The organism is Adlercreutzia shanghongiae (assembly GCF_035830635.1).
Classification (GTDB): domain Bacteria; phylum Actinomycetota; class Coriobacteriia; order Coriobacteriales; family Eggerthellaceae; genus Adlercreutzia; species Adlercreutzia shanghongiae.
This window is the reverse complement of the sequence record NZ_JAYMFI010000015.1, coordinates 1-22,382: the sequence shown is the minus strand read 5'-3', so window position 1 is coordinate 22,382 and position 22,382 is coordinate 1. Positions and strand designations below refer to the sequence as shown.

Below are 22,382 nucleotides of genomic sequence, written 5' to 3'. Positions count from 1 at the left end.
ACGCACAATTTTACAGTGCCACCTCTTCTACGTCGCAGAAGAGGGCGACGTAGTCTTGGGCCGATAGGCGCTTGATGGGCGAGCGCGCGAAAGCCTTCTCGTCGCGGGAGATGATGAAGTCGGCGCGGACGCTCTCGGCGCACGCACGAATGAGGCCATCTTCGAAATCGGGCTCGTCCGACAAGGCGGCCATGCGGCAGAGAGCCGCATCCACGGCGACCACCTCAAACAAATCCATCATGGCCAGCACGAATTGACGGGCCGAAGACTCGTCGGCATATTTCCCCAGAATGTAATACACATCTTTAAGGGAACCGGCGCACACGTAACCGCGCACATCCTCATAGGCGATTTCGTCCACCAATAATGTGGCCGCCGCCCAACCCGGGCGCTCCCCCATGGCAGCATCCAAGAGAATGTTGGTGTCCACCAGCAGCTTCCTACTCATAGCGGCCCGCAATCAGGTCGCGCACCTCGGCATCGGACAAGCGCCCAACCTCGGGGTGGCGCGCCCGCGCCGCGAAGCCCTTGATGAACGCAGCGGCATCGCTCTTCCCCGATGATGGAGCAACCAACGAGGGCATAGTCCCCGTAGTCTGAATGGAATCGAGCAAAACGGTGCCGCAGTACTGGCCAAAGGAGAGCCCGTATTCCCGTTGAGCCAGAGCATCGGCAAACGCCAGCGCCCCCTCGTCCACACGCCCCGAAAACGTCTTCGTAGCCATTATCCCTCCTAGCTGTTTACTTGTTTACAGTATAGCAGACCGAAAGGACAATGGCCATAACCCTGCGCTTTCCAATGATTATAACTTCAGGAGAAGATGAGCCGAAAATGCACCTCGCAAAGCCCTTAGAGAACGCGCCTCGCCGCAAAGGGGCGGCAAGGGCAGAACCGTTGCCCTACGGGCGACAGAGAAGGTGCCCGCGCTCAACCCGACGGGCGGCCTGAAGGCCGCCCCTACGAGGCGCCATCCCGGCAATATCCGCGCGCCGCAAGAGCGACCCACCGCAGAAGCAGTCCACTGCGGGGGCGATCCGCCGCAGGGGCAGTCCACCGTAGGGGCGGGCTTTAGCTCGCCCGGGGTGCGGGACCGGCACCTCGAAGGCACCCCCCCCCCGAGCCCCGCCGGTTGCCGTAGGGACGAGGATCATTCTATGGGGGTGAAAACAGCGCCCTCAAGATTTACGAGCACCTGTATGGTGTCAGATAAGTTTCATTTTTGCGGAAAAATATTCCATATACTAAAAATGTTTCATTTTTATGGAACATATCGTACAATCAGAAGCCTTATCAGCCTCGCACCCAAGGAGGACATGTGGTCATCCGCGAATCGTATCTGGAAAGAATCCGGCCCTTTTACCACCAGAACCTCATCAAGGTGATCGTCGGCGTCCGCAGATGCGGAAAGTCGGTTCTGCTCAGACAGATTTGCGACGACCTCGTTTCCTCGGGCATATCAGCATCCGATATCACCTTGATCAACTTTGAGTCTTTCGAGCACAAAGGTCTCCGAGATGCAGATCGGCTTTACCGATACCTCAAAGAGCGCATCGTTCCGCACGGGAAAGCCTACTTCCTTCTTGACGAGATTCAGCTCGTCGAAGGCTTCGAGGACGTGGTGAACTCGCTCCACGCAGAGGGAGAGTCGAGCATCTTTGTAACCGGCTCGAACTCTCGACTCCTTGCCGGCGAACTTGCGACCCTTCTCAGCGGCCGGTACGTTTCCTTCCAGGTGATGCCCTTCAATTTTCGGGAGTATGTGCAATACCGCCGGCAGAGCACGGACGGGCTCGATTACTCTCACGACTTCCCCTTCAACTACGCCCCCTCCCCGGAAAGCCTCTTGCAAGACTATCTGCGCTGGGGAGGGTTTCCCCTTGTTTGCGCGCAATCGGACGACGATGCCCGCTCTGTTGTTATTGACGACCTCTACACGTCGATCGTCCTGCGCGACATAATGGACAGGAACAACGTGGCCAAGGGAGAGCCGCTTCAGAACGTGCTCAATTACCTGATCGCCAATTCCTCCAATTTCGTCAGCGGCAAAAAGATCGCCGACACCCTTACAAGCAGCAACCAGAGGATCTCCGCCACCAAAGTGTACGAATACCTCCAGTTCATCCAGGACGCATTCATTGTTTCCCTCGTGGAAAAATACGACATATCGGGTAAGACCCCCCTTAAGTACGAAAAGAAGGGCTTCGTTTGCGACCTCGGGCTTTTTCATGCAAAGAAGAACCCCTCGAAGAACGAGTTTTCCCACATCGCGGAAACAGTCGTCTACAACGAGCTTGTCTCTCGCGGCCTTCGTGTTTATGTGGGGAAAACGTTGCGGGGGGAAATCGACTTCGTTGTAACGCATGGGGAAAAGCGCTGCTACATTCAAGTCGCTTACCTGATGCAAGACGAGAGCACTGTTGAACGGGAATTTGGAGCGTTCGACCACGTGCGGGACGCATATCCGAAATACGTTATCTCCATGGACCCGATCACCCAGGACATCAATGGAGTGCGGCACTTGAGGCTTTACGACTTTCTCATGGACGACTCGTTGCTGGCTCTCGGCTAACATCGCCCGCACCCCACCCCGGAAGGTGGCCGTGCTCAACCCGGCGGGCGGCCTGAAGGCCGCCCCTACGAGGCGCCGTCCCGACAATATCCGCACACCACAGGGACGCCAGCCGCAGGGGCGGGCTTTAGCCCGCCCGCTTTTTGGCTGGGGCTCGCACAGGTCGCGTGCTGCGCCTACAGCAGGTCGGGGTAGGTAGCTTGCAGCCAGCCGGGAGTGGTGTCGTTCAGGAACACGTACAGCTCGCGGCGAGCTGCGGCTGAAGTGCACGTTGCGCTTGTTGGCGGCATCCAGGTAATACTTGGAGCGCTCTTCGGGGTGGCGCTGCGCCACCTCCTGCATCGCCGCGCGCACCAGCTCGAACGAGTAGTCCACCGACGGGGCCGGGCCATCCGAGGTGCCGGGCCGCGGGTTCTTCTCCAGGTGCTTCAGCATCAGGCCCACCACCAGGCTGTCGAAGGTGGTCACGTGAATGAGGGGCGCCTGCGGAAAGGGATGGATCAGGTGCCGCGCGTAATTGGCCATCTCGCGGTTGAAGCACACGAACAGCACGGGCTGGCGCGCCCAGCGCTCGCGTGGATCGCGGGGGTAGCGGCCGGCCTCGCCCAGCAGCTTGGCCAGCAGGCAGAAGGTTTTGCCGGTGCCCGCCTCGCCCTTGATGCGCACCAGAGTGCTGCGCGCCCCCTTGCGGGGATGCTCCAGAATGGCCTGCTGGTCGGGGGTGGCGGTGCCGGCGCCGTTCAGCATCGCGTTCAGGTAATCGGTTTCGCTCATCAGTTTTTCCATGGTGTAATCCTTTCTTAGTTTTGCTTGTCAGTTGCGGACGGGCTGATCCCCGCCCTGCTATGCCGTTGTCAAGGTGCCGGGGCGGCGGGATGCCGCCCCTGTCTCTCTCGATGTGGCAATCGCTGAGGACGAGGATCATTCTATGGAGGCGAAAAACAGCGCCCGTATGATTTACGGGCGCTGGCTAGGAGGGAACGCGACGTGGGTAGCCTCGCGAATCAGACTGCAGATTAGCCGCCCTTACCGCCCTCATTGCCTCGAAGCACACCTGTGGAACCCTCGCAATCGCGTTGACTTTTTCGAGATAAGGGCTTACAATTGCTAGCTGAAGATTTGCTCGTAGAGCGCGAGCAACGGAATATAAAGAAAGCTCACGAGGAAGATTTTGGTCGTAGGGCGCGACCAACGAAAACAAAAGAAAGTCCACTGAGAAGAGCGCCCTCCCTGTGAGGGCGCTCTCACTATAAGGAGGGGCTGCGTGAACAGAGTACGCTTTTTGGACAAACAAGGAAAGCCACTGCGGTATTGATTATTCAAAAGCAGTTGTTATCGAGAGCGATGAATTCATCGACACCCGCCGTACGCCCCGAATCAGGGACAACGAGTTCGATGCCTTGCGCGGCAAGGAGCACGACATCTACCGAGGTTTTCTTTCTTATATCGCTCAATACAAAAAAGCAGTACGAAGCGGGCATCCTCGATATCGCAATATGATTGCATTCTCTACGATGCAGAATTACGAGGACATTATCGGACTCTGATCTCGCGGGCATGCATCGCGCCAAACCATCCTCTAGAGATCACAAGTTAGAAGATCCAGCAGCGAAACCGTTGCCCTGCGTTTTAAGGGCTAAGGAAAGGTGTAGAAAGAGAAAATACCCCGGGGCGCTCCCTGTCGTGGCTCTCTTCTTACAATATGGATCTACGATCTATATTTATAAGAGAGCCACGACAGGGAGCGCCCTCGGGGTGGTGTTCTTTGCGTTTTTCATAGCGATCATCCTCAAGCAAAAAGGAAAGGAGCCCCGAGAGGCTCCTTCCTGTCGCATCTGTCGCTGCCATGCTTGCTTGGCGCGGGCTCGGCTGTACTTCGCCGGGCCGTGGGCGCCGTGGCCGCAGGCGAATCCGTTGTAGCGCGGCTTGCCCGCCAGCGTCGCCTCCTCGGACGACTGGCGCCACACTACCTCGTCCTTCGGCTTCGGCACGTGCACCGGCACCGCCTTCTTGCGCTTCTTCGACATATCCTCTCACCTCCTTCGAGCATCGCATTTCAGCAGAGGCATCTTAGCAAAAACTCAGAAAAGAGCAACGTTTTGCATCTTGAATTTCGAACATTAGTTTGCTATATTGCACTCATGAGCCAGTGTAAGGGCGGCAGGCGTCTCGCCGTCGTCAAAGTCCATCGGCAAGCGCGAGCAGCTTGGGCGCATCGGACGACCTAACTTGCAAGATCCTCATTCCCTTGGAAACAAGGCATTGACTTATAACATTTTTGTTATAACATGAAGGAGGATCGGATGGGCGAGTACGAAGTAATCTTTTATTGCAAGCCGAACGGAAGAGAGCCTGTCAGAGAATTTCTCGACGCGCTCCCAAGCAAACTACGCAGCGAAGCCCTCTCTGACCTGACCATTCTTGCGGAGATGGGACCTACATTACGCATGCCGCACTCGCGCCATCTTCGGCAAGGAGTCTTCGAGCTTCGCATCCAAGCAGAAGGAGACAACGCGCGCATCTTCTATTTTTTCTATCAGAGGGGAAAGATCGTCGTAACCAACGGCTTTATGAAAAAGACGAGAAAGACTCCCCTGAGAGAGCTGGAAAGAGCTTTTCGGTATAAACGCGATTGGGAGAAAAGGGCATAGCATGACGACGCTTAACGACTATCTTGCAGAACAACTGGAAGACCCCGATTTTGCTCGCGAATGGGAGCAGATTCAACCGGAACACGAAATTCGGCTCGCGATTCTTCGTGCCGAGAGGGAGCTGGGCCTCACGCAAAGCGAGTTCGCTCAGCGGTGCGGCATGAAGCAGAGCGCACTCAGCCGTTTGCAGACGGGAAAAACGAGCCCCACGCTGAAAACGCTGCAGCAACTCGCCGACGGCATGGGAAAGAAGTTGGTCATCCAGTTCCTGTAGACCGTCACGTTGTCGCGGGCGTTCTGGCATAAGAAGGATCGAACGCTTTGCCCCTCCCCGCCCCCCGCTAAAAACCTGGTTCGCAACGCCCCTCCTACTACACGAAAAAAAGCGGCCGCCCGAGGGACGGCCGCTTTCGCAAGGCGTGTTTTCCGCTGCTGAATTAGAACTTGCGGAACTTGTCGGCCGGGGTGAAGCAGATGGGGCACTTCTCGAAGTCGTCGCCCTTGTGGATGTAGCCGCAGACGGGGCACAGGTAGTAGGCCTCGTCGGTGGGGGCGTCGATGTTGTTGTAGGCGTCCATGTACAGCTCGGCGTGCACGGCCTCGGCGAGCTTGGCGCGGGTGAACACCATCTCGGCCTTCTTGTTGCCCTCCTCCTGGGCGACCTTGATGAAGCTCGGGTACATGTCGGAGGTCTCATAGATCTCGCCCAGGGCGCCGGCGATGAGGTTCAGGTCGGTGGCGATGCCCTCGGCCTCGGGGGCGGCGGGACGCTCGTAGCCCGGCTCGATCTCGCAAATCACGCCGGCCTCCAGGCCGATGTGGACCTGCTCGGCGGCGCTGGTGGCCTCGAACAGGCGGGCGATCTGGTCGAAGCCCTGCTCCTTGGCGGCCACAGCGCAGGCGGCGTACTTGGCCGACGCGCCGGTCTCGCCGCAGACGGCGGCCTTCAGGTTATCGAGCGTGGTGCCCACCTCGGTGATGGACTCGGGGACCACGTTGAAGTTGCTGGAGTTCTCAGCGGTGGGGATAACGTCACGCAGATTCATGGAATCGCTCCTTCTAACTCGTCTTCTTGCTCGGCAGTCGAATTGTTTGCCGCAAGACAGTATAGTGCGCGCGGCACCCGAAAGGCGACGGAACCGCAGGGGCTTCACAAACCCCTTATTTCGCCTCGCCCAGGCTGCGCGCACGTCCTTACGGCGGCCATTCGTCTGGGGCCATTATGGGCCAGCGTCCCTGGTTTTTCCCTGCATCCGGCCCCATCCGTTGCGGTTTCGTAGCATACTGGGCGAGAACATTCGGAACCTTCAGGGAAAGGGGCTTTTCGTGGAACGCGACGTGGCCTGGAAGAACTACGACGAGGCGGCGCTGGACGAGCTCGAGGCGCTGGCGGCCGACTACATCGACTTCATCTCCGAGAACAAGACCGAGCGCGAGTGCGCCACCGCCGCCATCGCCGCGGCCGAGGACGCCGGCTACGACTCGCTGGCCGACCTCATCGCCGCCGGCACGCCCGTGAGACCGGGCGCCAAGGTGTGGGCCTGCGCCCAGGGCAAGGCGGTCATCCTCGTGCACGTGGGCGCCGCGCCGTTGTCGGAGGGCATGAACATCTTGGGTGCGCATATCGACTCGCCGCGGCTCGACATCAAGCAGAACCCGCTGTACGAGGCCAACGACTTCGCGCTTTTGGACACTCACTACTACGGCGGCATCAAGAACTACCAGTGGACGGCGCTGCCCTTGTCCCTGCACGGCGTGGTGGCGACCACCGACGGCACCGTGGTGGAGGTGAACATCGGCGACGATGCGGGCGACCCCGTGTTCTGCGTGACCGACCTGCTGCCGCATTTGGGCGCCCAGCAAATGGACAAGAAGGGCTCGAAGGTGGTGGAAGGCGAGGATTTGGACCTGCTCGTGGGCAACCGGCCGCTCGTAGGCACCGCCGACTCCCCCGACTCCAAGGAAGTCGAAGATGACAAGGCCCCCAAGGACCCGGTGAAGGCCCACGTGCTGGCCCTTCTGGCCGACAAGTACGGCATCACCGAGGAGGACTTCCTCTCCGCCGAACTGGAAGTGGTGCCGGCTGGCCGTGCCCGAGACCTGGGACTGGACCGCTCCATGGTCATCGGCTACGGCCAGGACGACCGCGTGTGCGCCTACACGTCGCTGGCGGCCCAGCTGGCCTTGGGCGACGACATCCCGGCCCGCACCGCCGTGTGCGTGCTGGTGGACAAGGAGGAGATCGGCAGCGTGGGCGCCTCGGGGATGGCCTCGATGTTCTTCGAGAACACCATCGCCGAGATCATGGCGCTTTCCGGCGAGGACTCCCCCATCGCCCTGCGCCGGGCGCTCACCCGCTCGCGCATGCTGTCCTCGGACGTATCCGCCGGCTTCGATCCGGCCTACGCGAGCGTCTTCGAGGCGAAGAACTCCGCCTACCTGGGCCGCGGCCTCGTGTTCAACAAGTACACCGGCTCCCGCGGCAAGAGCGGCTCCAACGACGCCTCGGCCGAGTACGTGGCCCAGGTGCGCCGCATCATGGACGACGCGCACGTCAGCTTCCAAACCGCCGAACTGGGACGTGTGGACGCGGGCGGCGGCGGAACCATCGCCTACATCCCGGCCAAGTACGGCATGGACGTCATCGACTCGGGCGTGCCGGTGCTTTCCATGCACTCCCCCTGGGAAGTCACCAGCAAGGCCGACATCTACGAGGCGCGCCGCGGTTACGAGGCCTTCCTGCGCGCGTAAGAACGCCGGGCGTACTTGCGAGTCGATTCCCGCTCGACAGTCGGAGGGAAAGCAGACGGCTCTTCTCCGTAGGAACGAACCTCAGTCCGTCCCCCCAAGCGCGAACAGGACATGTAGCATAATTGCGGGGCGACCGAAGTCGCCCCCTGCGGGATCGGTCCGCACACCAGAAGTTCTACGAGCTCAGCCCCATATCGCTGAGCGCAATCAGAGTGCAGCTCGATTGTGTTGCCGCTTCGCGGCATTGGTCGGTGAATCCGCTTTTCGAGAAGAGGAAGAGGCGCACTTCCCTACCATCCGCGATCAGCCCAGCTCGGTGCTCCAGCGTTCGGAGAACATCGACATCCGAGAGCTTGTTTTGCCACTTGCATTCCCCGCAGATCATAGAGCCGTCGTCGCACAGCGCGACAATGTCGAGCTCGGCTTGCTCTTTCCTCTCGTTGTCCGTTCCCCACCAACGCCCGATGTCGTTTATCAAGGGGACGCCCGCCTCACCCATCGAGCTCACGAGCCACTGTCGACAGACGTCTTCGAAAACCGGCCCAAGAAACGTCGAGAGGTGGTCGCCCACGATAAGCCTGGCCACTTCCTCGCAACGCCCCGCCTGCAACGGCGTGAGATAATGGGGCACGAAACGGTACCAGAAACGGAACAGGTTGTCGGAGAGCACATAACGCATTTTCTTCCGATTAGCGTCAACAACGGGCTGCTCTCGACGGACAACACCGAGCTCCATCAGCCCTTTGAGGTAGGCCGTTATCGTAGCTTTATCGATCCCCGCTACGCTAGAGATATCCGAGAGCCGCCCCTCCCCGCTGGCGATGGCGCGAATGATGGCATTGTAGCGCGCCGGCTCCCGCACTTCTTGCTGAAGGAAGGAGTCCGGCTCGCCGTAAAGGAAGCTGTCGGGCCTCAAGACATTGTGCGCGAGATTCTCTTGCAAGCTCAAGGATCTGTCGAATTGCTCGAGGTACAAGGGGATGCCGCCGACAATTCCGTACCAGGAGACGATTTCCTCGAGCCCGACGCCTTCAAGCAGCCGCGCTGCCTGAACAATATCGAAGGGCATGACCTTGATCTGCGCCGTTCGCCTCCCGTAGAGAGGGCTTTTATAGCCCATGACCTGGTGCTCCATAAAGCTCATGGACGAGCCGCACAGGATGAGGAACAGCCTACTTTCCTCATGTTCCCTGTCGATACAGTGCTGGAGCAAGGAGGAAACAGCTCGATAGCTTTGCGCCAAATTGGGATACTTGTCAATAACGAAGACGAGGCGCTGCTTGCGCGCAAGCTCGAAAATGTACGCGAAGGCGTGATCGAAGCTCTCGAAAACGGGCGCCGGCCTGTCGGACTCCCGCAGCGCGCCGCCGGACTCGAAGCGAGCGATAGCCTCGCTGAGCGCTATCAGGTTCTCCCGCTCGGTCGACTCTCGCGCGGAGAAGAAGATCGCCGGCTTTCCTTCGACGAAGTGAGCAATGAGCGACGTCTTGCCCACGCGACGACGACCGTAAATGGCCGGCATCTGAAATTTGCCCGTCGCATAGAGCCTCTCAAGGGTCGCTAGCTCGCATTCTCTTCCGACAAAGGCCATGGAAATTTCCTTTTGAATTTTTTGTAGTATCGTAATTATACTAAGTACGTTTCAATAAATTCAAAAGGAGCTCTTTCAACTCGGAATTCTAACGCAGAGAGGGCGGCTCCTTTTCCGGAACCGCCCTCTCTTGGTGCAGGCTATACTTCGGCCCGCTCAACTTTCTCTCGCCTAGCTGGCGAATCGCAGCTTCCCTTACGCCTTGGGCTCCTGCTGGGTGATGCAGTGGATGTTGCCGCCGCCGTAGACGACCTGATCGGACTGGACGCCCACGCACTTGTAGACGCCCTCGCCCCACACCTCGTCGTAGATCTGCTGCAACGCGTCCACGGCCAGCTGGTCGTTCTCATCGCCGTACTGCGGCACGATGACGCCGCCGTTGGTCACCAGGTAGTTCATGTAGGAGGCGATCAGCGGCTCGTCGGCCACGCGGGGCTCGGCGTTCTCGTCCACGTCGATGGTGTCGCAGGAGGCCTGATCCATGTACAGCGGGTTCACCGGCATGGGCAGCTTGTACACCTTGATGGCGCGACCCTTCGCGTCCACCGCGCCCGACAGCGTCTCGTAGGCCTCATGACACTGGCGGTAGAAGGGGTAGTCCGGGTCGTCGGTCCAGATGCAGGCCATGACGCCAGGGGCGATGAAGGTGGCCACGTCGTCGATGTGGCCGTTGGTCTCCTCGGGGTCGATGCCCTCCTTCACCCAGATGACCTTCTCCACGCCCAGATAGGCCTTCAGGTGCTCGTCCATATAAGCACGCAACTCCTCGCTCCAGGGCTGGAACTTCTTGGCGTAGACGGGCCAGATGGTGTCCTCGTCGGCCTCGTCGGCCAACACGGCAGAGGCGGTGCGGCCCGGGGAGAGCAGGCACTGGTCGGTCACCACGAGAGTGCCCTCGCCGTCCACGGTGATGGAGCCGCCCTCGAGAATCATGTCATCAGGACGGTAGCGGCGGCAGTGCGACAGCTCGGCCATCTTGCAGGCGATCTGATCGTCGGCCTTCCACGGGAAGTACAGGCCGTCGATAAGCCCGCCGTAGGCATTGAAGTGCCAGTCACAGGCGCGCTTGTCGCCCTTACCGTTAATGACGTAGGTGGCCCCGGTGTCGCGGAACCAGGCGTCGTCGGTAGTCATCTCGATAACGGTCACATTCTCATCGTCCTCGAAGACGGCTTTGCAGTTGGCGTAATCGTCCTCGTTGGCGCACATGACGACCGGCGTGAACTCGGCGATGGCCCGAGCGATGGCAGCGTACTGCTTCTGAGCCGGCTTAGCGCCATGGGCCCAGGTGTCGGTGCGATGGGGCCAGCCTATCCACACGCGATCCTGCGGGGCGAACTCGGCGGGCATGAAGAAACCGTCGGCGGCGGGGGTGGACTCGGACTCGTAAATGGTCTTCATGATGAAATCCTTTCGGAAGCTAAACTACAGGACCTTCTCAGATTTGCCACCATCGGCGGCGAGGATGGCCTCTACCTGGGCCGGGTCAGCGGGCGCGAGCTCGTCGGCCTCGCCTTCGGCCTCTTCGGCGAGGCGCTGGGCGGCCATTTCGGGCGTGAGGCCCTCGAACTCTTCCTTGCGACCGCGGGCGCTCACGATGCGCACCACCTCACCCATGACGAGGAACACAAGGAAGATGATGATCATGGGCACCTTGTCCGCTACTTCCTCGGCCGAGAACGGCACGAGCGTGGCCACGACGGCCAGCACCAGCTCGATGACCGGGATGGCCAGCACCACCGTCATGGCCGTGCCCGCAAAGGGGAAGCGGTACACGCGGGGGCGGTTGGCGTCCACCTTGCGCAGCTTGATGAACGCCGGGAACATGGGGATGTAGGTGAGCAGCAGGAACACGACCGAGGTGGCGAACAGCGTCCAGAACAACCCGTTAGAGATGGCCTCGTTGGGGATGAGCTGGATGAGCAGCACGGCGGTAGCCACGATGCCGTTCACAACGGCGGCACCGGTGGGCATGCCAGTCTTCGGATTCTCGTGGGCGAAGACCTTCGGCATGTTCTGGTTCTTCGCGGCGTACTGGGCCACGGCGTTCACGCCGAAGGACCAGGAGGCCATGTTCGCGAACAGGGTGATGAGGAACACCACGGCGATGATGATGAAGATGGGGGAGGCTTCGCCCACCATGGTCATTACGGCCAAGATCATGCCGAAGTCGGGGTCGATCTGGTCGGCCGGGATGGCGGCGCCGATGCCGAAGCCGCAGAACAGGTAGATGGCGCCGATGGCCAGGCCGCCCAGGATGATGGCCTTCGGGATGTCGCGGGCCGGGTTCTGCATGTCCTTGGCGAAGGTGCAGACCACCTCGAAGCCCGTGAAGTTGAAGATAATGATGGACAAATAGCCGAGCGCGGCAGTGTTGGTCACGTCGGGCAGGAACGTCTCGGGGGCCATGGATCCGGCAAATCCGTTGGCGCAAGCATACCAGATACCGAGCACACCCACCGACACGGCCACGAGCACCTTCAAGACGGCTCCGCCGTTCAGAATCCACTCGGAGTCGGACACCTTGGAGAAGCTCATGAGCACGACAATCCACACGAACGCGATCTCGATGGCCAGCGTGAGCACCAGATTCGACTCGATGTCGGCCCCGAACACCATACCGAGGATCGGCGGGAACAGGGTGGCCAAGCTGGCGATCCACAGCGGGAAGTTGATCCAGTAGTACCAGCTGATACGGGCACCCCACTTGTCGCCCAAAGCATCGCGCACCCAGTCGTAGATGCCGCCCTCAGAGTCGTAGGCGGTGCCGAGCTCGGCCGCCACCATGCCGTAGGGCAGAAGGAAGGTGATGATAAGGAAGATCCACCAGAAGAACTGCTGGTTGCCGATGGCAGCAGCCGGCGCCGCCGCCTCGCACACGAACACCACGCAGATCACCGACAGAATAACGGACACGAAGGAGAATTTCTTCTTACCACTCATAGTGTGGCTCCTTACTTGGAAGATAAAGGCGGGGGAGCCGCAGCTCCCCCGACCTGGTACGTCTTACAGACCGTGCTTACCGAGGGCCGCCATGCGCTCATCGATGGTGGCGCGGTAGGCCGTGGCCTTCTGCTCGTCGGGCTCGCTCTGGGGGCAGAGAGTGGCCAGGATGGCGCGAATGGAGTGCTTGCGGTTCTCGGCCTCGTCCCAGCACAAGCTGCGCGCGGGGTCGTCCATTACCTCGTCCACCACTTCTTCGCCACGGTTGGCGGGCAGGCAGTGCATGAACATGCTGTTCGGACCGGCCACGTTCATCATATCCCAGGTCACCTGGTACTTCGGATAGAACACGTCCATGTAGCTGGAGCTGGAGACCTCCTCGTCGTAGAGGCCGTACCACACGTCGGTGTAGACGAAGTCGGCGCCCTCGATGCAGGAGATGTCGTCAGAAATGGTGATGGTGCCGCCGGAGACCTTGCAGTTCTCCTCGCCGATAGCCATGAGCTGCTTGCCAAAGGCAGCGCGCTCCTCATCGGTGCCTATATGCAGGGCGCCGTCGGGAATCTGATGCCCCTTCGGCCCGAACTGCACGAAATCCATGCCCATCTTCGAGCAGATGAACATGAGCGACACGCAGGTCTGGGTGGCATCGCCGATGAAGGCAAACTTGCAGTCCTCGATCTTCTTGCCGACGGGCAGGTTCTCGATCATGGTCATGAGGTCGCCGAGCTCCTGGGTGGGATGGTTGTACTCGCTCATGCCGTTGATGACGGGGGCCGCGGAGTACTTCGCCAAGCTCACTACATCCTTATGACGATCGACGCGGGCCATGAGGATGTCGACGAGGCTTCCCATGACGCGGCCGGAGTCCTCGATGGACTCATGGCCACCCAGCTGGATGGAGCCGGGGCCGAAGAACTGGGCGTGACCGCCGAGGTCGGTCATGGCCGTCTCGAAGGAGATGCGGGTACGGGTGGACACCTGCTGGAAGATCATGCCGAGGGTCTTGTTCTTCAGCAGCAGCGGGTACTCGCCGCCCTCCTTGATGAGCCCCTTCATGGCGATGGCCAGATCTACCATGCCGAGCAGCTCCTCCTTGGTGAAGTCGTTGGTGTCGATGTAATCCTTGACCATTGAAACCTCCTCAAAATTCGTTGGCCGGGCCGCCCCTTGCGGACCGCGCTCCCTAGAAGCGCCCCGAAATGAGCGAGACACTTCTTCCGCCGCACAGCATGGGGCGCACCCGTAGTTTTGAGAAGAAATAACCGGGATTATTTTCAGATGGCAAAAGCTCACCGCACACCTAATCCCAAATAATCCTACCGCCTAGACGTATTGAACTGGTTTCTGTGGTAGAAGAAGGCCAATGCATTTTGTTACCGGATTCTCAACGCGTGACGCAGCCTAACCCGCTCTAGATCGCCATGGTTCATCATCGGACTCCGTGCATTATCAAGGAGGCTCGCTATGGAGACAGCGTTCTACCTCTACACCATCGTCGTGATGCTCGTATGCGTGGCGTCGGGCTCGGTGTCGCTCTCGGCCTATTTCGTTTCCCGCCGCCGCTCGTTCCTCTTCGCCGCGGCCATGCTGCTGTTCTACTTCCTCGATCTCGCGCTTATCTTTCAATACGAGTATTTGGGCCAGAACGTCGAGTATTCCATCAACCAGTTCTATACCATCGACCATCCGCAGCTGAAGATACTGCTCGCCCTGGGCACCCTCGAGCCCATGTGGCTCATCCTGTGCGACTTCGTGAACGAGCGCCGGCGCACCTGGCGCCTCGTCCCGGCCCTGGCGTTCATCGCAGTGAGCGAGATCGTGGTGCTGTGCCTGCCCGTAGACGAGTTCCGCCAGTGGCTCTTCTACACGCTACGTCAGGTCTTTCTCCTGTGGTGCCTGGCTTTCGGTGCCTATCGCTACTGCACTGCCCGCAACGAGGTGGAGAAGGCCCGCCTGCGCCGCCAGGAGCCGCTGTTCTTCGTCACGTCGGCCCTGTGCCTGTGCATCCTCATCGAAGATATCGGCATGATCCTTATCCTCGATGCCAGCTTCTTTGCGAATGCCGATCTTTTGCCTCTCTATATCAGCGAGCGGAACTTCTCCGAGAACATCCTGCTTTTGGCCCTGTCGTTCTTCACCCTGCGCGCTGCCGCCGACACCCTGCGTCTCCGTTCCAAGGAGCCGCCGAGCACCGACGCACCCGATACCCAGGAATACGTGGACGAGCTGCTTCCCGCCTTCTGCGAGCGCTATCACCTGACCGCGCGCGAGCGCGTCATCTTGGAAGAAGTGCTGCAGGGCAAGGACAATCAGAACATCGCCAGTTCGCTGCAACTGGCCCTGGGCACTGTGAAGGCCCATGTGCACAACATTCTGAAGAAAACCGGCACCACCACCCGCCAAGAACTCACCCAACTGTTCTGGAAGGGATGAGGAGCAACGGAGGCGCCCGGCCCCGTAGGGGGCGGCCGCATAGCCGCACCGACCCACAGCCTCTCAGAACCCGGCCCTCTTGCGGCCGCGCAGTTCCTCTCTAAGTTTTTGCGCAAGCTCGTCTCGGCTACTCACACCAAGCTTGGCATAAACATTCGATATGTGGGTTTTCACCGTGTTGACGGAAATGTATTCTTGCTCGGCAATCTCCTTGTTCGACACGCCCTTTTCGAGTAGCGACAACAGCACTTCCTCACGCTTGGTCAGCCCGTATTCGCGAGCGATCCAGGGTACAAGGGATTCCGCCAGCTTCGCATTGCGCATCCTCCGATGATGCGCGAGGAAGACGTACGCAGCCACGGTGAAGCAGAGTGCCATAACCTCGACGGGAGCCTTACGAGGAGAAGCAAAGCCTCCACCGTTCGCCTGTCCAAAGAAGTCCAAGTACGTTGCCGTTTCTCCCAGAGCATATACAAGCACAAGCACAAGCGAGAAAACCCATCGCCAACGGCTCATGTGTTGAAGCTCCGCTACCAAACAGCAGGCACCGTACCCTATCACCCACAATGCCAGCAACCTGGCAAAGAGGAACTCGCGCCATAATGCAACCGTTTCGACCGATGAAGCGCCGCTTGCCCAAGCCACCATCATGCAAACCGCCCAAAAGAATCCCTCGATAGGAGAAAACCTGCGCGAGAGCAAGCTGCCGAGCACAAGCCGATACAGGAGGATTACAACCATGTTATATGCAGTGTGGAACATGGGATAGGCGTTTCGTGCGCCCTCGAATTGCATCGCGAATTCCGGAACGAACTCGTACATGAATAATAGAACGATATCTATCGTGTATGCAAGGAAGATGAGCGCGACGAAGAGATAGCCCCGCCTGCGCTCGACATAGTACAGACTCCCATAGGCAGCACTGACCAACGCATAGGCGATGCAACTTGCCACATTGTAGAGAAAAGCGAGAGACACGGCTCCTCCTTCATCAGGCAGCAAACATTATAGACAATTTGGCAGCTAAGGCTAACGACTTGCCCGGCACCCAACCTAATCTCCCATGTTTTCGCAGCTCAAGGGCGGGGGATAAAAATTCATCCTCCGATTAATCTAAAAGCCCTCTCTGTTTTTCTTAACAAAGGACCCCCTGGTTCTTAGAGTTAAATCACTGCAGCGCCAAAAGAAGACAGCGCTGCGAACGAATTAAGGAGGGTTTTATGAGCGCACCCCATGTCGAACAACTTCTCAGCCGTCGTCATTTTGTCATTGGATCGAGCGCCCTTGCGGCCGCCGCGTTCTCGGGCGGACTTTGGGGATGCGCATCCGGGGAGCCGCTTGGATCAACCGGCACACCCGTTTCCCCCGATCAAAACATTGCCGATATCGTACTCCACAACGGTCATGTGCAGACCATGGTGTCGGAAGGCGATGTCGCTTCAGCTGTGGCTATCGCGGGCAACAAGATCGTGTACGTGGGTGATGATTCAGGCATCGACGCTTTCGTAGGAGACACTACTCAAGTCATCGACCTCGATGGCAAGTTCGTCTCCCCCGGCTTCATGGACGGCCACATCCACGCCCCTGGCAACTGGTACACCAACCTCTACCAAATCGATCTAACGGGACTTAGCACCAATGAGGAATACCTCGAGGCAATCCGCTCTTTCGTGGAAGCCCATCCCGACGAAGAAGCCTACATCGGAACGCCTTTCATGCTCAATGCCTACCAGCGCCCCGACGGCTCGAATCCCGGGCCCTCGAAAGAGGATCTAGACGCCATCTGCCCCGATAAGCCCATGCTCATCCACGACGTCTCCTACCACGCCGCTTGGGTCAATTCCAAGGCCCTCGAATTGGCCGGCGTAACCGCCGACACCCCCGACCCAGAAGGCGGCCTGTTCTATCGCAACGAAAAGGGCGAGCCTTCGGGGTGCGTCAGCGATGCCGCCAAGGGAATAGTATTCGCCATCATGCCCGACACCATGACCAACGACAAGCTGGAAAAGGCCATGGGCAAATTCATGGAGGAAGCAAACTCCTATGGCATAACCGGCATTACGAATATCACCCAAGGTGGTTTTGATGTTATCGATATGTACCACAAGGTGGAGCACGAGGGCAATTTGACCCTGCGCATGCGCGTCGTCCCCACTATGAAAGCGACTTTCACCTATGACGAAGTGCTTTCCACCATCAAGTCCTACAACGACTCCGCCACAGACATGATTTCTTCGAATACCGTGAAGATTTTCTACGACGGAGTGACCGAAAGCGGCACCGCCGTCATGCTGCAACCCTACCTGGAATCAGCGGGACTCGGTGAGCATTGGTGCGGCACACCCGTTTGGTCTCAGGAAGACTTTACCCGTCTTGTACACGACTTTGATGCAGAAGGCATTCAGGTGCATGTGCACGCCATCGGCGACGGCGCCGTTCACGGCACCCTTGATGCCTACGAGGAGGCTCGGGCGACTAATGGGGAGCGCGACGCGCGGCACACGATCACCCACGTATGCGCCATTACCGATGAGGATATCCAGCGCATGGCCGATTTGGATGTAGTGGCGACACTCCAATTCCTGATGATGTACCACGATGATCTCTGCGACCTGGAGCGTGCCTATGTCGGCGACGAGCGCGCCATGGCGATGTACCCAGTAAAGCACATGGCCGAGGCAGGCATCTGCATCAGCGGCTCCTCAGACGCCCCCGTCATTCCATTTGTTCCGCTCGATGCGATCGAGGCCGGCATTACCCGCAACTCGCCCTATCCTGAGGAAGAGGACACCGACATGACCCGTTGGCCCGAACAGGGGCTCACAGCCTACCAGATGCTCGAGGCCTACACCAAGAACGTCGCTTACCAGAACTTCATGGACGATATCATTGGCACCGTTGAAGTGGGCAAGTTCGCCGATCTCGTCGTGCTGGACACCAACATTCTCGAAGCCGATGCCAAGGCCATCTCCGACACGCGCGTGGTCTACACCATCTCCGACGGCCGCATCGTCTACGAGGGATAGAACCACGCCAGAAGGTGCCAGCCATACAGAACGGCTCACAAACCTTCAGAACACAGGCCCCCGCGGCTCTGCGGTCGTATTAGTCCCGCAGAGCCGCGGGGGCCCAATCTATGCGCCCGCGCAGCCCTTGCCGGCACTGCGGCAAACACGCAAACACGCAGTATCCCGAAAAAGCGTTCCAGCCTCCTGGACTCACCCTCCCTATTCCAGAATGAATGAGAAGCCCGAAGAGCATCTCGCTTTCCAATTTGCTTAAGTACATTTTACTAAAGTCTACTTTACTAAAATTGATTCTAGTAATAGCATCTTCCAACAACGAGGCTTCGGTTCATTTAACCGCCCTGCAGAAGGAGGGCGCCCATCGTGGGGAACAAGAAGGGAGGGCTTAAAGCCCTCCCCTACGGGGAAGCACATTCCCCACCTGCGCTTGGGATATACCGTCAGTGTTCCGCAAACTTAGTTGAAGATTACATTTTCAGTCGTATAAGATGCCTGGGCATATCGCTGGGCATTGGCAAATTGCGAAGTTGCAAGACCATACAAGATCGCAGCCTGTTCCTTATCGCCCTGCGCTCCGGCGCAATCAGCCATGGTTGTGTAATTGCATCCTGTGTGCACCGCCTCAGCAGCCATATTGTAGTATTCCAACGAGCCATCATCTACCGAGTCGTTCTTGTACAATTCAGCTCCTGCATTTCTTACTGCAATGCGCGCATCGGTTTCTGCCTGCTTATTAGTAGCCTGCATGTTTTCTCCGAGAATAAGCCTGCAGTAGTTAGCCGTACCATAGGGAACGTCTGAGCGGAATTTCTCGTCATGGCCCCTCAAAACATACATCTCAAGATCAGTCCCGTCAAAAATTGTCCTGAAAATTGTCTTGAACTCTAAGTCATCGCCCTCCGGAGAGTGGAACTGATAGAAACCACCGAAATCCCAGTTTTCCTCGCTCCATTTGCCCTCGTCATAGTAGCGAATGCTTCCGAGTCCGTTTGCAAGCGTAAGTGGGGTGACATCGCCGTTTTCGTCTAGCATAACCCTTTCCAGAGTATTAGCTCTCGGTACGCTGTCAGGATATGCTTCATAGGAATCGTTCATCCATGACTCATCCCTGAAATGATTTGCCGCGATGAGATAATCCGTCTCACCATAGTCGCCGGCCTTGCGTACTACAAATGCATTATCCTTTTGCTCGATGAGATATGCGTTTCCGCTGTTGTCGGAAACGTTGATGTTGCCCGTATGGATCCACTCGGTTTCCGTAAGCATCTTAACCGCTTCGTCTGCTGTAGCGCACTTTGTAGCTGCGTACCAATAAGCAAACAAGGTATCGAGGAAGGTGCCTTCCCTATCAATCACCTCCGCACCTTCGCTCGGCGATGCCTGAGGCCCTCCAGCGTAGGTGATAATAAGGCCTTCGGAATTCATGAACGCATTTCCCTGCAATCCGCCTGATGCAATAACCGCATAGCCATCATCCGGATAAGAAATCATCCCCGAGAACATTGCAGCGGGCGTCGCGCTGATTGCATCGAGGTTGGCGCCTCCAAGATGATGGCCATCCTGAGTCATATTCCCCCATGCAGATACATTCATACATGTTTTTGAACGCTCAGGATCGTAATGCATCATGAGATCATAGTTAAGAACAGATGAGCCCATAACTGCAACCACTGCATCTTCCTTTGAGATTCCTGCCCCATCAGCTATCCCTGACAAGAAATCAAATACAGCTGGCTCATCCTCTTCGTAGTGCTTCAAAATCTTACCCATAGCTTCGTTATACGCAGCATCGTCTGCCTCCGTATAAATTAGAGCCATTACAGACGCCCAGTTATTCTCCAGTTGCTCTTTCTGCTGTGATCCATACTGCCTTCCCATGTCAAACCATGAGCCATTTACATATACAACTTCCTGCGCATTCCCTGCGTTGACAGTTGCATCAAACACCCCATCAAACCCTTGATTTTCAGGAGTTGACGCTACATCTGCCGATGTATCGCCTGATGTTGCATTCGGCGCATTCTCTGTCGAACATCCTGCGCATGCCAGCATGCTTAAGCATAAGCTGGCGCAACATAGTGCGCTGACTGCCTTTCTTTTCATAATCTAGCCCTTCCTCTCTCACCGAAAGCTTTGCATTGCCGACAGCTTGGTAGCTCGAGCAAAAGCTCCCCATCGTCGGCAACCTAATGGCTAGATTATGTAGTTCTTCAAACTATTTTCACATGAACTAGCCCCTATAAAAATGTTCATTCTTAACCTATACCCTGGTTTAGTGCTCTATGAACTCTGGTTCATTCTGCCCAGAGCAGGTGTGAGCAAAAGGGAGCTGGATTCATATCGATCGATCCAGCTTAATCGGCGCTATAAATATTTGATTTTCTGCAGCAACTGCATCCTGTTGCCAACGCCGGCCTTTTGATAGATGTTATGCGTATGCGACTTGACCGTACCGACCGAGATAAACAGCAATTCAGATATCTCCTGTGCGCTCTTTTCTTCAAGCAAGAATCCCAAAATCTCTCGCTCTCGGAGACTGAGGCCAACAGATGTTGCATAGGTATCTACGACTTCTTCCGGAAGCCTCTCCGTCGAACCCTCATCATGAATCGGCTTCGCTGCGATCTTGCCAACAAAGAAATGCCCCGCAACAGCGATGAGATATACGGCAATGATTATTTGAAAAATATTCTCGCCAGTATTACGGCTTCGAATTGCTCCACTGGCCACCAGGCCCGCAACGTCATTACCGAGCCCATAGTATAGTCCCGTAACGACATCTTCAAAGACAATCACTATCCCAAGAATTCCAACCACTCTCAAGAATACATCTAACTTCAAAAATATGCTTTTCTGCGTTACCCCGCCGAAGGACTTGCTGCCGATAAAAGCCAGCACGATAACCAGAAGCTGGAATGGCAGCAAGTAACAGATATACAAGAATCCCGTACGTACCCCCAGTAAAGGGAACATGACAAGCCAAATGAACAAGAGCACTTCCACCGGCACTAATATCCATGCTCTTGATTTATCAAGAGCCCTCCTGAATAAACAACATACGAGAAAGACGGACGCGCAATAGAGAAGCGACTTGATCACCACGGGCGCTGAAAAATAACTATGGAGGTAACAGTAAATTGGCGAACCAGTCTCGTACCCTCGAACCATCAACTCAATCAAGTACTGGCTTAGCATAAATAGAGCGATATACAGATATTCCTTCTTTCAATCTCCAATAAAGAGAATTAAATACAGGGTTGCGGAGATCACACAGCCAGACCTTATTAATAAACTTACAGCAGCAGACAGTACCAGCATCAGGCTCCATCCTTTATTTTGTAATACAGATACTAGCGATAACGTCCCAGTACGAACATGCCTCCAAAGACGGTGCACTCGAGATTGCAAAAGGAGAGCGGTCGGCTGGAAACTGCATCGGAGTCATACCTGTATTCGGTAAAATAGGGACTGTCGGAATCAGGCCACACACGGCAAGCGATCTTATGCACTTTTTCACTTCAGTCATTGAAGAAACCTCCTTACCGACAATGCCGATTCCTTTTATGGCGCGAAGGGTCCCGCTCGATTCATATTATTTGGCCACAATCCATCTTCCAGATTTCTTCACTCCGCTTCTGGCAAGCAAGCCTTTCTCCCGCAGCTTCTTCAGCATTCCTTCAATAGCGCGTCATATGATACCAAGCAGCAGACGCATCATCCGCTATGAACGTCGCCGCCGAGCAAGCGATGACGGACGATGGGTCACCTACCGCAGCGGCAAAGCCAGTGTACCGCCGGGCCGGAGGGCACCCGCCGCATCTGTGCGAGACCCTTCATCCCCAGCAGGGCGGGAAGGCCTGACGCACGAATCGCACGCTGGCCCCGGAGCGACAGCACGGCAGGGCCTAGAAGAGCGAAGCGGGAAGGACCACCGCCCTCCCCGCCTTTTCCTGGAGCACTATTATTGGATCCGGCCGCGCAACGCCTGGGGCCTCCGCCTCTGTCGCACACCTTCGGCGCAACCCCCTATTTCGAGCAACTTAATCGGCGACGATGACGGTGCCCGTCTCGCCGCGAAGTCCCGCGGCCGCGCACTCGAGCGAGGTGATGAGGGCGCGGCCCTCGGGGAAGGCCTCGACGTACTCGATGCAGGCCTCCACCTTCGGCAGCATGCTTCCGGGGGCGAACTGGCCCTGGGCGATGTACTCCTCGGCCTGGGCCACGTCCATCTCGGAGATGGACTCCTGCTCGGGGGTGTTGAAGTTGACGCACACCTTCTCCACGGCGGTGAGGATCACCAGCATGTCGGCGCCGAGCTCGGCGGCCATGAGGGCGCTCGAGCGGTCCTTGTCGATGACCGCGGGGGTGCCCACGTAGCCGCCCTCGGTCTCGAACACCGGGACCCCGCCGCCGC

19 protein-coding genes are annotated in these 22,382 nt (G+C 57.7%); 7 read left to right on the top strand and 12 right to left on the bottom strand.

Annotated elements, in window-relative coordinates; all coding sequences use genetic code 11:
- Positions 1 to 10: 10 nt before the first annotated feature.
- Together VJ923_RS08030 and VJ923_RS08025 are read right to left on the bottom strand one after the other, a co-directional pair.
- Positions 11 to 448 (bottom strand): PIN domain-containing protein, encoded by a 438-nt coding sequence (locus VJ923_RS08030; RefSeq protein ID WP_326440327.1) that lies wholly within the window; start codon positions 446 to 448, stop codon positions 11 to 13.
- Positions 441 to 725, bottom strand: a complete 285-nt coding sequence (locus VJ923_RS08025) for a hypothetical protein (protein WP_326440325.1) — start codon at positions 723 to 725, stop codon at positions 441 to 443. The genes VJ923_RS08030 and VJ923_RS08025 overlap by 8 nt, the downstream gene beginning before the upstream one ends.
- Positions 726 to 1,316: 591 nt before the next feature.
- Here VJ923_RS08025 and VJ923_RS12280 point away from each other — a divergent pair.
- Positions 1,317 to 2,570, top strand: coding sequence for an ATP-binding protein (locus tag VJ923_RS12280; protein WP_338211305.1), 1,254 nt, complete (start codon positions 1,317 to 1,319; stop codon positions 2,568 to 2,570).
- Between the two features lie 468 nt (positions 2,571 to 3,038).
- Positions 3,039 to 3,374 carry a hypothetical protein gene (locus tag VJ923_RS12275; RefSeq protein WP_407651372.1) on the top strand — a complete coding sequence of 112 codons (336 nt, stop codon included), beginning with the start codon at positions 3,039 to 3,041 and terminating at the stop codon, positions 3,372 to 3,374.
- Positions 3,375 to 4,291: 917 nt separating this feature from the next.
- On the opposite strand, the gene VJ923_RS08015 is transcribed toward VJ923_RS12275, so the two are convergent.
- Positions 4,292 to 4,597 (bottom strand): hypothetical protein, encoded by a 306-nt coding sequence (locus VJ923_RS08015; RefSeq protein ID WP_326440321.1) that lies wholly within the window; start codon positions 4,595 to 4,597, stop codon positions 4,292 to 4,294.
- A 276-nt stretch (positions 4,598 to 4,873) separates the two neighbouring features.
- Here VJ923_RS08015 and VJ923_RS08010 point away from each other — a divergent pair, with 276 nt between their 5' ends.
- The gene (locus VJ923_RS08010; protein ID WP_326440319.1) at positions 4,874 to 5,221 is read left to right on the top strand and encodes a type II toxin-antitoxin system RelE/ParE family toxin; all 348 of its coding nucleotides are present in this window, start codon (positions 4,874 to 4,876) and stop codon (positions 5,219 to 5,221) included.
- A 1-nt stretch (position 5,222) separates the two neighbouring features.
- Positions 5,223 to 5,495: a helix-turn-helix domain-containing protein gene (locus VJ923_RS08005; RefSeq protein ID WP_326440317.1), complete on the top strand. Its 273-nt coding sequence runs from the start codon at positions 5,223 to 5,225 to the stop codon at positions 5,493 to 5,495.
- A gap of 163 nt (positions 5,496 to 5,658) precedes the next feature.
- On the opposite strand, the gene ngr is transcribed toward VJ923_RS08005, so the two are convergent.
- Positions 5,659 to 6,267 carry a nigerythrin gene (gene ngr, locus VJ923_RS08000; RefSeq protein ID WP_326440316.1) on the bottom strand — a complete coding sequence of 203 codons (609 nt, stop codon included), beginning with the start codon at positions 6,265 to 6,267 and terminating at the stop codon, positions 5,659 to 5,661.
- 280 nt (positions 6,268 to 6,547) lie between these two features.
- Here ngr and VJ923_RS07995 point away from each other — a divergent pair, with 280 nt between their 5' ends.
- Entirely contained in the window at positions 6,548 to 7,972 is a 1,425-nt protein-coding gene (locus tag VJ923_RS07995) for an aminopeptidase (protein WP_326440314.1), read from the top strand.
- Positions 7,973 to 8,147: 175 nt separating this feature from the next.
- On the opposite strand, the gene VJ923_RS07990 is transcribed toward VJ923_RS07995, so the two are convergent.
- The 4 genes from VJ923_RS07990 to ptcA form a co-directional block, all read right to left on the bottom strand.
- The gene (locus VJ923_RS07990) at positions 8,148 to 9,563 is read right to left on the bottom strand and encodes an ATP-binding protein (RefSeq protein WP_326440312.1); all 1,416 of its coding nucleotides are present in this window, start codon (positions 9,561 to 9,563) and stop codon (positions 8,148 to 8,150) included.
- A gap of 195 nt (positions 9,564 to 9,758) precedes the next feature.
- Positions 9,759 to 10,964, bottom strand: a complete 1,206-nt coding sequence (locus VJ923_RS07985; protein WP_326440311.1) for an agmatine deiminase family protein — start codon at positions 10,962 to 10,964, stop codon at positions 9,759 to 9,761.
- A gap of 24 nt (positions 10,965 to 10,988) precedes the next feature.
- A complete protein-coding gene (locus VJ923_RS07980; RefSeq protein WP_326440309.1) occupies positions 10,989 to 12,506 on the bottom strand; it encodes an APC family permease in 1,518 nt (505 codons plus the stop codon).
- Positions 12,507 to 12,569: 63 nt separating this feature from the next.
- Positions 12,570 to 13,640, bottom strand: coding sequence for a putrescine carbamoyltransferase (gene ptcA / locus VJ923_RS07975; protein WP_326440308.1), 1,071 nt, complete (start codon positions 13,638 to 13,640; stop codon positions 12,570 to 12,572).
- A gap of 333 nt (positions 13,641 to 13,973) precedes the next feature.
- On the opposite strand from ptcA, the gene VJ923_RS07970 reads away from it, so the two are divergent.
- On the top strand, positions 13,974 to 14,942 hold the full coding sequence (locus VJ923_RS07970; RefSeq protein WP_326440306.1) for a helix-turn-helix transcriptional regulator: 969 nt from the start codon (positions 13,974 to 13,976) through the stop codon (positions 14,940 to 14,942).
- Between the two features lie 63 nt (positions 14,943 to 15,005).
- Here VJ923_RS07970 and VJ923_RS07965 read toward each other — a convergent pair whose 3' ends face one another.
- Positions 15,006 to 15,920: a helix-turn-helix transcriptional regulator gene (locus VJ923_RS07965; protein WP_326440305.1), complete on the bottom strand. Its 915-nt coding sequence runs from the start codon at positions 15,918 to 15,920 to the stop codon at positions 15,006 to 15,008.
- 242 nt (positions 15,921 to 16,162) lie between these two features.
- Between VJ923_RS07965 and VJ923_RS07960 the strand changes: the two genes are divergently transcribed.
- Positions 16,163 to 17,968, top strand: coding sequence for an amidohydrolase (locus VJ923_RS07960; protein WP_326440303.1), 1,806 nt, complete (start codon positions 16,163 to 16,165; stop codon positions 17,966 to 17,968).
- A 456-nt stretch (positions 17,969 to 18,424) separates the two neighbouring features.
- Here the strand turns inward: VJ923_RS07960 and VJ923_RS07955 are convergent, their stop codons facing one another.
- The 3 genes from VJ923_RS07955 to VJ923_RS07945 form a co-directional block, all read right to left on the bottom strand.
- Positions 18,425 to 20,071, bottom strand: a complete 1,647-nt coding sequence (locus tag VJ923_RS07955; RefSeq protein ID WP_326440302.1) for a C45 family peptidase — start codon at positions 20,069 to 20,071, stop codon at positions 18,425 to 18,427.
- A 261-nt stretch (positions 20,072 to 20,332) separates the two neighbouring features.
- Positions 20,333 to 20,977, bottom strand: coding sequence for a helix-turn-helix domain-containing protein (locus VJ923_RS07950; RefSeq protein WP_326440300.1), 645 nt, complete (start codon positions 20,975 to 20,977; stop codon positions 20,333 to 20,335).
- Positions 20,978 to 22,008: 1,031 nt separating this feature from the next.
- A partial coding sequence (locus VJ923_RS07945; RefSeq protein ID WP_456049074.1) for an amino acid kinase family protein occupies positions 22,009 to 22,382 on the bottom strand: 374 nt, incomplete at its 5' end.

Excerpts from the sequence above, each read along its gene's own strand:
- VJ923_RS08030 (WP_326440327.1), bottom strand. The coding sequence starts at position 448 with ATGAGTAGGAAGCTGCTGGTGGACACCAACATTCTCTTGGATGCTGCC.
- VJ923_RS08025 (WP_326440325.1), bottom strand. The coding sequence starts at position 725 with ATGGCTACGAAGACGTTTTCGGGGCGTGTGGACGAGGGGGCGCTGGCG.
- VJ923_RS08015 (WP_326440321.1), bottom strand. The coding sequence starts at position 4,597 with ATGTCGAAGAAGCGCAAGAAGGCGGTGCCGGTGCACGTGCCGAAGCCG.
- VJ923_RS08010 (WP_326440319.1), top strand. The coding sequence starts at position 4,874 with ATGGGCGAGTACGAAGTAATCTTTTATTGCAAGCCGAACGGAAGAGAG.
- VJ923_RS08005 (WP_326440317.1), top strand. The coding sequence starts at position 5,223 with ATGACGACGCTTAACGACTATCTTGCAGAACAACTGGAAGACCCCGAT.
- ngr (WP_326440316.1), bottom strand. The coding sequence starts at position 6,267 with ATGAATCTGCGTGACGTTATCCCCACCGCTGAGAACTCCAGCAACTTC.
- VJ923_RS07990 (WP_326440312.1), bottom strand. The coding sequence starts at position 9,563 with ATGGCCTTTGTCGGAAGAGAATGCGAGCTAGCGACCCTTGAGAGGCTC.
- VJ923_RS07985 (WP_326440311.1), bottom strand. The coding sequence starts at position 10,964 with ATGAAGACCATTTACGAGTCCGAGTCCACCCCCGCCGCCGACGGTTTC.
- VJ923_RS07980 (WP_326440309.1), bottom strand. The coding sequence starts at position 12,506 with ATGAGTGGTAAGAAGAAATTCTCCTTCGTGTCCGTTATTCTGTCGGTG.
- ptcA (WP_326440308.1), bottom strand. The coding sequence starts at position 13,640 with ATGGTCAAGGATTACATCGACACCAACGACTTCACCAAGGAGGAGCTG.
- VJ923_RS07970 (WP_326440306.1), top strand. The coding sequence starts at position 13,974 with ATGGAGACAGCGTTCTACCTCTACACCATCGTCGTGATGCTCGTATGC.
- VJ923_RS07960 (WP_326440303.1), top strand. The coding sequence starts at position 16,163 with ATGAGCGCACCCCATGTCGAACAACTTCTCAGCCGTCGTCATTTTGTC.
- VJ923_RS07955 (WP_326440302.1), bottom strand. The coding sequence starts at position 20,071 with ATGAAAAGAAAGGCAGTCAGCGCACTATGTTGCGCCAGCTTATGCTTA.